Annotated in this window: 11 protein-coding genes; 6 read left to right on the top strand and 5 right to left on the bottom strand. The window is 73.1% G+C overall.

Annotation, left to right across the window (positions count from 1 at the left end):
* The first annotated feature begins 222 nt into the window (after positions 1–222).
* Together ACFPL3_RS40925 and ACFPL3_RS40920 are read left to right on the top strand one after the other, a co-directional pair.
* Positions 223–1,611, top strand: a complete 1,389-nt coding sequence (locus ACFPL3_RS40925; protein ID WP_379590903.1) for an HNH endonuclease — start codon at positions 223–225, stop codon at positions 1,609–1,611.
* A gap of 123 nt (positions 1,612–1,734) precedes the next feature.
* Entirely contained in the window at positions 1,735–2,007 is a 273-nt protein-coding gene (locus ACFPL3_RS40920; RefSeq protein WP_343942141.1) for a hypothetical protein, read from the top strand.
* A gap of 4 nt (positions 2,008–2,011) precedes the next feature.
* Here ACFPL3_RS40920 and mftE read toward each other — a convergent pair whose 3' ends face one another.
* Genes mftE through mftA form a run of 4 tightly spaced genes read right to left on the bottom strand, consistent with a single transcriptional unit; the run spans position 2,012 to position 4,273 of the window.
* Positions 2,012–2,752, bottom strand: a complete 741-nt coding sequence (mftE, locus tag ACFPL3_RS40915; RefSeq protein ID WP_343942142.1) for a mycofactocin biosynthesis peptidyl-dipeptidase MftE — start codon at positions 2,750–2,752, stop codon at positions 2,012–2,014.
* A complete protein-coding gene (gene mftC / locus ACFPL3_RS40910; RefSeq protein WP_343942143.1) occupies positions 2,701–3,897 on the bottom strand; it encodes a mycofactocin radical SAM maturase in 1,197 nt (398 codons plus the stop codon). Before mftC ends, mftE begins: the two co-directional genes overlap by 52 nt.
* The gene (gene mftB / locus ACFPL3_RS40905) at positions 3,894–4,184 is read right to left on the bottom strand and encodes a mycofactocin biosynthesis chaperone MftB (RefSeq protein WP_343942144.1); all 291 of its coding nucleotides are present in this window, start codon (positions 4,182–4,184) and stop codon (positions 3,894–3,896) included. The genes mftC and mftB overlap by 4 nt, the downstream gene beginning before the upstream one ends.
* Complete coding sequence (gene mftA / locus ACFPL3_RS40900; protein ID WP_343942145.1) at positions 4,169–4,273, bottom strand: mycofactocin precursor MftA; 105 nt, start codon at positions 4,271–4,273, stop codon at positions 4,169–4,171. The genes mftB and mftA overlap by 16 nt, the downstream gene beginning before the upstream one ends.
* An 84-nt stretch (positions 4,274–4,357) precedes the next feature.
* Between mftA and ACFPL3_RS40895 the strand changes: the two genes are divergently transcribed.
* Positions 4,358–4,720: a DUF952 domain-containing protein gene (locus ACFPL3_RS40895; RefSeq protein ID WP_343942146.1), complete on the top strand. Its 363-nt coding sequence runs from the start codon at positions 4,358–4,360 to the stop codon at positions 4,718–4,720.
* On the opposite strand, the gene ACFPL3_RS40890 is transcribed toward ACFPL3_RS40895, so the two are convergent.
* Positions 4,666–4,965: a DUF418 domain-containing protein gene (locus tag ACFPL3_RS40890; protein ID WP_343942159.1), complete on the bottom strand. Its 300-nt coding sequence runs from the start codon at positions 4,963–4,965 to the stop codon at positions 4,666–4,668. The genes ACFPL3_RS40895 and ACFPL3_RS40890 overlap by 55 nt on opposite strands.
* Before the next feature lie 94 nt (positions 4,966–5,059).
* Here ACFPL3_RS40890 and ACFPL3_RS40885 point away from each other — a divergent pair, with 94 nt between their 5' ends.
* The 3 genes from ACFPL3_RS40885 (at position 5,060) to ACFPL3_RS40875 (ending at position 7,567) form a co-directional block, all read left to right on the top strand.
* The gene (locus ACFPL3_RS40885; protein WP_343942147.1) at positions 5,060–5,332 is read left to right on the top strand and encodes a hypothetical protein; all 273 of its coding nucleotides are present in this window, start codon (positions 5,060–5,062) and stop codon (positions 5,330–5,332) included.
* Positions 5,333–5,720: 388 nt separating this feature from the next.
* The gene (locus ACFPL3_RS40880; RefSeq protein ID WP_343942148.1) at positions 5,721–6,920 is read left to right on the top strand and encodes a sensor histidine kinase; all 1,200 of its coding nucleotides are present in this window, start codon (positions 5,721–5,723) and stop codon (positions 6,918–6,920) included.
* Complete coding sequence (locus tag ACFPL3_RS40875; RefSeq protein WP_343942149.1) at positions 6,917–7,567, top strand: response regulator transcription factor; 651 nt, start codon at positions 6,917–6,919, stop codon at positions 7,565–7,567. Before ACFPL3_RS40880 ends, ACFPL3_RS40875 begins: the two co-directional genes overlap by 4 nt.
* The last annotated feature ends 5 nt before the right edge of the window (positions 7,568–7,572 follow it).

The following is a 7,572-nucleotide window of genomic DNA, read 5'->3' as shown; positions in this document are numbered from 1 at the left end:
GGTCTGAGCAAGAAAGAGATCATCCGCTGCCTCAAGCGCTACCTCGCCCGCGAGGTCTACGCCGCCCTCACCCACACCCGAAAAGATCTTGAACCAGCTGCTTGACGTCCATAGGAGCATCGGAACGCACCTCACGGGTTCCGCGGAACCCACAGAAAGAATCTTCACCGAATCCGCACCGGACGGCCCGGAATTGTCAGACCCGCCTGCCATCATCGAACCATGACCGCCACCATCTTCTCCCTTCCCACCGGCCTGTCCACCGATGCGCTGGAAAACGAACTCCTCACCCTCGCCGGGCAACTCGCCGCCGCCGAATGCCGCTTCCTGGTACTCCTCGCCGAATTCGACGACCGCCGTGGCTGGGCAGGCGACGGCGTCCACTCCTGCGCGCACTGGCTGTCCTGGCGCGCCGGCATGAACATCCGCACCGCCAACGAACGACTACGAGTCGCCCACGCCCTGCAACAACTACCGAAGATCACCGAAGCCTTCGCCGCCGGCCGCCTGTCCTACTCCAAGGTCCGCGCCATCAGCCGGGTCGTCGGCTCCGACTCGGCCACCCTGACCCGGATGGCCGCCGAGATCGCCGCGGGCACCTCGGACCTGAAGTACACCACCATGGCCGATCCGGAGACCGCCGAGAAGATCCTGCTCACCCTCGCCCTCGGCGGCACCGCCGGACACCTCGAAACCGTCGTCCGCGCGGTGCGGCGCCGGCACACCCCGGCCGGGGACACCGCGGCCCGCAGGTCGCTGACCTGGACCTGGGACGACGACGGCTCGCTGATCGTCCGCGCCCGGCTCACCCCCGACGCCGGAGCCGCCTTCATCCACGCCATCGACGCCCGCGTGCCGAAACGACAACCGGTCACCGCCCGCACCGAACCGGTTCCGCGGGACCTGGACGAGCAGGCCCGCGAACAGGAACCCGGCGCAGCGCTCGACCGAACCGAGGCCCGGCGCGCCGATGCGTTGCTGGAGTACGTTACCCGCGAACCCGGAGACGGGCCGGTGGTGGAGCGGGGTACCGCGCGGGTCGTCGTCCACCTGGACGCCGACTCCGGCACCGCACGACTGGAGAACGGACCCGAGATCCCCCGCACGACCGCCGAGCGGCTGGCGTGTGATGCGCGGGTGCAGGTTCTGCTGAACGACCGCACCGGCAACCGCATGTACCTGAGTCGCACCCGAAGATTGGCCACACCCGCCCAGATTGCGGCATTGACGGTGCGGGACGGGGCGAGATGTCAATTCCCGGGATGCGCGCACACCCGATACCTGCATGCGCATCACGTGTGGTGGTGGGCGCGCGGCGGGCCTACGGATATCGACAATCTGGTGCTGCTGTGCAGCCACCACCACAAGGTGATCCACGACCACCGTTATCGGGTGAAACGCCGCGCCGGGAGGTGGGAGTTTTCCCGCCCCGACGGGTCAGCGATCCCGGCCACCGCGCCGGCACTGAGCGGGAATCTCGAGGACCTGGCCGAGCGGCACGCCCGCATCGATCACTGGACGTTGACGCCGGACTGGTACGGCGACCGCCTCGACCCCGACCCGATCCTGGACGCCCTGCTCCCGAAGCGGATCAAGGCCGTGGCGGCGTGAGGCGGAGCGCGTGGCGAGTACCACATCCGGGCATTCCAGGCGCCACACGCTGGTTACCGTCACGTAATCGCCCAGCTGAAAACTCGAAGACGCTCCCCGTCGGACTCACACCCAGGTCGCTCAATGTTGTATCGAACCGACTCCCTCGATCCCGTCGACACGGTCGCCAGCGTGCTGCCCGGCTACCGGTTCCACTGCCCGGACGTGGCCAGCGTGGACCGGCACATCGCCGAGCGCCTCGAGCACATGGGGCCGCGGTCGAACCTCATGCCGAAGTTCCGGGAGGCGGCGCGGCAGGACATCGACCGGCTGCTGGAGCGGCGGCTCTACCTGATGACGGTGGAGCTCACCGATCCGCCCGAGGACGAGGGCTACGTGCCCGCACAGGCGGCCTGACGGATCAGGTCAGGCGACCGGTCGTCCGATCGGGGCGCCAACGGGCGAGCCCGGTGCGCAGCGCCGCGGTCATCCCGTCCAGCAGGCGCTCGCCCTCCGGCGCATCGGCGCCGGTCGGGTCGCCGAGCACGCCGTTCGGCGTCACCGCTGCCACGCCGCCCGCGCGCAGGGCGGGGAGCAGCTCGGCGAGCGGGGCCGTCGCGCCGGGCTCGGCCGCGTCCCGCCGCACGGCGCCGGGGTCGAGGGCGAGCAGGAGCGAGGTCTCGGTGCGGCCCGCGTGCGCGTCCCCGCCCGCCACGACGCAGGGCCACCACGCCGCGTCCCGGCCCTCGCGGCGCAGCTGCGCCGTGGCCTCCGGCACCGTGGGGAGGTTCCCGCCGTGCCCGTTGACGAACACCAGCCGCGGCGCCCACAGCGACGCCGAACGGCCCAGCTCCACCAGCACCGCGCGCAGCGCCTCGTGGCCGATCGAAAGCGTGCCAGGGAACCCCTCGTGCTCACCGGACGCGCCGTAGACGAGCGGGGGCGCCACCAGCACGGAGGGGTCGGCGGCCGCGGCGCGCCGGGCGACGGCGGTGGCGACCCGGGCGTCGGTGTCGAGCGGGAGGTGCGGCCCGTGCTGCTCGCACGCCCCGACGGGGACGAGGAGCGTGCCTCCCCCCACCTCGGGCCACGCCCGCGAACCCAGGTCGCTCAGGTGCCCGCCACGGGGATCCGGAGGCCGGCGAGGGGGCTCTCGTCGCACGCCCGGTCGGGACGCATCCCGATCGTCACCGGGACGGGGCCGCGGGTGTTGCGCGGCGCCGACCGCGAGTGGTCGACGTCCGAACGCGGGATCACCGTGTCGGCGTCCCGGGCCGCCAGGGCCTGTTCCCCGAACCCGCGCACGCACTCCGGGTCGGGACCGTCCAGCGGCAGGCCCGTGAAGAACTTCGCGGCCATGCAGCCGCCCTGGCAGGAGTCGTAGAACCCGCAGCTGCGGCACGCCCCGCCGGTCTGCGGCTGCCGGAGCTCGGCGAAGAGCTCCGAGCCGCGCCACACCTCCTGGAACCCACCCGGCGAGCGGACGTTGCCCGCCAGGAAGTTCTCGTGGATCGCGAACGGGCAGGCGTACACGTCGCCGACCGGGTCGATCAGGCACACCACCCGCCCCGCGCCGCACAGGTTGAGCCCGGGCAGGGCCTCGCCGTAGGCGGAGAGGTGGAAGAACGAGTCGCCGGTGAGCACGTCCTCCCCGTGCGCCACGAGCCAGTCGTAGAGCTGCCGCTGCTGGTCGGGCGTGGGGTGCAGCTCGTCCCACACGTCGGCGCCGCGGCCGGACGGGCGCAGCCGGGTGATGCGCAGCTGCGCGCCGAACCGGTCGGCGATGGCCTTGAACGCGTCGAGCTGGTCGACGTTCTGCCGCGTCATCACGACGCTGATCTTCGGCTGCCCGAACCCGGCCTCGGCCAGATTCTCCAACGCCCTGATCGCCGTGGCGTAGGAACCGGGGCCGCGCACGTGGTCGTTGACCTCGGCGGTGGCGCCGTCGAGCGAGATCTGCACGTCGACGTAGTCGGTGGCCGCGAGCTGCGCCGCCCGCGCCGCGTCGAGCTTGATCCCGTTGGTGGAGAACTTGACGCCGACGTCGTGGGTGACGGCGTAGTCGAGCAGCTCCCAGAAGTCGGAGCGGACGGTGGGCTCCCCGCCGCCGATGTTGACGTAGAAGACCTGCATCCGCTGCAGCTCGTCGATCACCGACTTCGCCTCGGCGGTGGTCAGCTCGCGCGGGTCGCGCCGCCCGGAGGAGGACAGGCAGTGCACGCAGGCCAGGTTGCAGGCGTAGGTGAGCTCCCAGGTGAGGCAGATCGGGGAGTTCAGGCCGTATTGGAAGTGCTCCACCAGCTTCACGAGCGCTCCTCGATGGTTCCGTTCGCGGCCAGTCCGGCCAGTGCGCGCAGGTAGGCGGGCCGCTGGCCCTCCTCGACGCCCGCCGCGTCGAGCGCGGCGTGGACGTCGGGGTGGCTCTCGAGCCCGGAGACGACCTCGACGAGCTCGGGTGTCTTCAGGAAGGAGAGCTTGCGGGTGCCGAAGTGGTAGACGAGCGCCCCGAACGGCTCGGGGCGCACCGCCACCCGCGGGCTGCAGCGGTGGGGCCGCGCCGGGTCGAACACCTCGGTGGTCAGTAGACGCCGCACATGCCGTCGATGGAGACCTCCTCGACGAGGGTCTCCTCGACCACGGGCTCCTCGGACGCTGCGGTGCCGGGCTCGCTGGTGGACGACATGCGCTTCCTCCTCAAGGACGGGGCTCGGTGTGACGGACGTTAATTGACACGTCGTGCCAAAGACAAGGCCGGGAGACTGCTCCGATGGAGTCCGAGGTCCTACTGCACATGTGCGCCGCCGCCGACTGGGAGGTGGCGCGCTCGTCCGGCGCGCTGGCCCCGCCGTCGCTCGCCGAGATCGGCTTCGTGCACCTCTCGACGCCGGAGCAGGTCGAGCTCCCGGCGAACCGGCTCTTCCACGGCCGGTCGGACGTGCTGCTGCTCGTGCTGGACCCGGCGCGCATCGGCGTCGAGGTCCGGTGGGAGCCCGGGGTGCCGGGCGACCCGGAGGCGATGCGCTTCCCCCACGCCTACGGGCCGATCCCGACCACGGCCGTGCTCGACGTGCTGCCCTACCGCCCGGGCTCCGACGGCAGCTTCACCCGACCCGACCTGCCCGCTCGCTGAGGCCGCACGGGCTGGTGCAGGCGGTGCATCAGCAGCTCGAGCGGACCCCGGTCGAAGCGGCGCAGCCACAGCGGGGCGGCGCCGAGCAGCACCGCGCTGACGCCGGTCCAGAGCGCGACCGCGAACCACGGGCCGGTACCGGCGAACCGCTCCGCCAGCCCGAAGCCCCACCCGTAGCAGAGCATCGCGGCGAGCACGTTCTGCAGGACGTAGCAGGTGAGCGCGGTGCGGCCGACGGCCGTCAGCGCACTCCGGAGCGGGCCGGGCTCGCGGCGCGCGTGCTGGACGAGCGTCCCGCCCGAGCCAGAGCAGGCCGAGCGCGACGAGCGGCGGCACGAGGTGGCGGTCGACGAGGACCCAGTCCGGGCCCGCGGCGGCCGTCAGCGCGTTCAGCGGAACCCCGACACCCAGCCCGACCGCCACGAGCCTGCGGTGGACCCGCCCACCCGCCTCGGTGAACACCCCCGCGCGCACCAGGCGCGACCCGACCAGGAACAGCACGACCGCCGACGGGACGATCAGCACGATCTCGGCGCGGAACAGCGCGGCGTGCTCGACGCGCAGCAGAACCTGGTGCGGCCAGCTCGCCGTGAGGCCCGGATCGGGCGCTGAACCGGCGCCCTGCTCGTCCGGCGTCGCCGCCAGCAGCGCGGTGACGGCGAGCAGCATCGTCACGTACACCGCGCCGACGGCGCCCGCCCGGGAACTTGCCGTTGGTGAGCGCCTGCAGCACCGCCCCGTCCGACCCGCCCTCGGCGACCGCCTTCGGGAGCCAGGCCACCGGCCCGCCGGGATGCGCGAAGAGCCAAGCGTTCGTGCCGAAGGTCCCGAGGATCGCGACGCCACGCAACACGTCGATCGCGTCGATCCGCCCCGTTGTCACGGTCATGGGACCGAGGATCACGACCGGACGCAGCCCACGTCGTCGGGCGGGAGATCGATCGCGCCGTACCTCCTTCGATCGACGCGGTGGCGCGCACGTCACGTGTTCAATGACCACGTGAGACGTTGGGTGCCGGCCGGGCACGAGCGCTGGGAGGACGCGCTGCACGTCGTCGGCTACTTCGCGGTCGGCGTGCTGCTGCACCTGATCGTCCCCGACATCGCGCTCCGCTTCGGCGACGGGCCCGCGCCGTCGGTCTGGGCCGTGGTCGGGCTTCTCGCGGTCGCCGCGGTCGGGCACACCCAGCGCCGGGTCCGCCCCGTCCTCGGGCTCGCGATCGCGCTCGGCGTGCTCCTCGGGATGGTGCAGCTGTCGCTCGTGCCGCTCGCCCTCCTGCTGGTCCTCGGCGACCTGCTCTACTGCGCCGTCCTCTACGCGTCCGAGCGCCTGAGCTGGCTGGTGGCCGGCGCCACGGCGGCCGTCGCCGGCGGCGCCGCGCTCGCCAGCCTCCTCGCCGAAGGGGGCCGCGCGGCCGTGCTCGTGATCCTCAACCTCGGGCTGGTGCTCGCCGTGCCGGTGCTGTGGGGGCGGGAGGTCCGCCTGCACCGCGGGCAGGCCGAGACCGAGCGGGATCGTGCGGAACAGGCTGCCCGGATGGCCGAGCTGGACCGGGCTGCCGCCGTGGCGGCCGAGCGGGCCCGGATGGCCCGCGACCTGCACGACGTGATCGCGGGCCAGCTGTCGGGCATCGCGATCCAGTCGGAGGCGGCACTCAACCTGCCGGACGCCGACCCCGCGGTGCTGCGGCGCGTGCTGCAGTCGGTGCGCCGCGACAGCGTGGCGTCGCTGTCGGAGATGCGCACGATGATCGGGCTTCTGCGCGCCGACGGCGCGGCCGACGCCGACCCGCGCACCGCCCCGGCCGGGCTCGACGGGCTCGGGACGCTGCTGGAGTCGGCGGGCAGCACGGGGCTGCGGGTCGAGCTGCACGACGCCCGGGGCGGCGCGGCGGTGCCCGCCGCCGTCGACCTGGCCGCGTACCGGATCGTGCAGGAGTCGCTGACCAACGCCGCGAAGCACGCCCCGGGCAGCCGGGTGCGCGTGCACCTGGACGACCACGACGGAGAGCTGGTGATCGACATCGAGAACGACCTGGTGCCCGGCGCCACGGCGGGTGGCGGCACCGGCACCGGGCTGCTCGGCGTGCACGAGCGGGTGGAGGCCGTCGGCGGCACGGTCGCGGCCGGGCCGGACGGCGACCGCTGGCGGCTGCGGGCCGTGCTGCCGGTTGCGGCCGCGGCCGGAGCACGGCGATGAGCGAACCGGTGCGGGTGGTGGTGGCCGACGATCAGGCGGCGATCCGCACGGGGCTGGTGATGATCCTCGACTCGGCCCCGGACATCACCGTGGTCGGGGAGGCCGCCGACGGGATCGCCGCCGTCCGGACGGCGCGGGAGCACGAGCCGGACGTCGTGCTGATGGACATCCGCATGCCCGGCATCGACGGCATCGAGGCCACCCGCAGGCTCGTCGGGGACGCGGTGTGCGAGGTGCTCGTGCTCACCACGTTCGACCTGGACGAGTACGTCGACTCCGCGCTCGCCGCGGGTGCGGCGGGGTTCCTGCTCAAGTCGGTGGAGGCGCCCGCGCTGCTCGCCGCCGTGCGCGCCGTGGCCCGGGGCGACGGGGTGCTCGCGCCCGAGGTCACCCGGCGCGTGATCGCCCGGCTCGGCGCGCCCGCCCGTACGCCGTCGCGCCCGCCCGGCTTCGACGAGCTCACCCCGCGGGAGGTCGACGTCCTCACGTGCCTGGGCCGGGGCATGTCCAACGCCGAGATCTCGGCGGAGCTGGTGATCAGCGAGGCCACCACGAAGACGCACGTCTCACGCGTGCTCACCAAGCTGGGCCTGCGCTCGCGGGTGCAGGCGGCGATCGCGGCGCAGGACGCGGGCCTGCTGGGCTGATCCGC

The sequence above is a fragment of the Pseudonocardia zijingensis genome (assembly GCF_042657305.1).
Taxonomy (GTDB): Bacteria; Actinomycetota; Actinomycetes; order Mycobacteriales; family Pseudonocardiaceae; genus Pseudonocardia; species Pseudonocardia zijingensis.
Note: the sequence above shows the minus strand (reverse complement) of the source record. Positions and strands in the feature narration are given on the sequence as shown.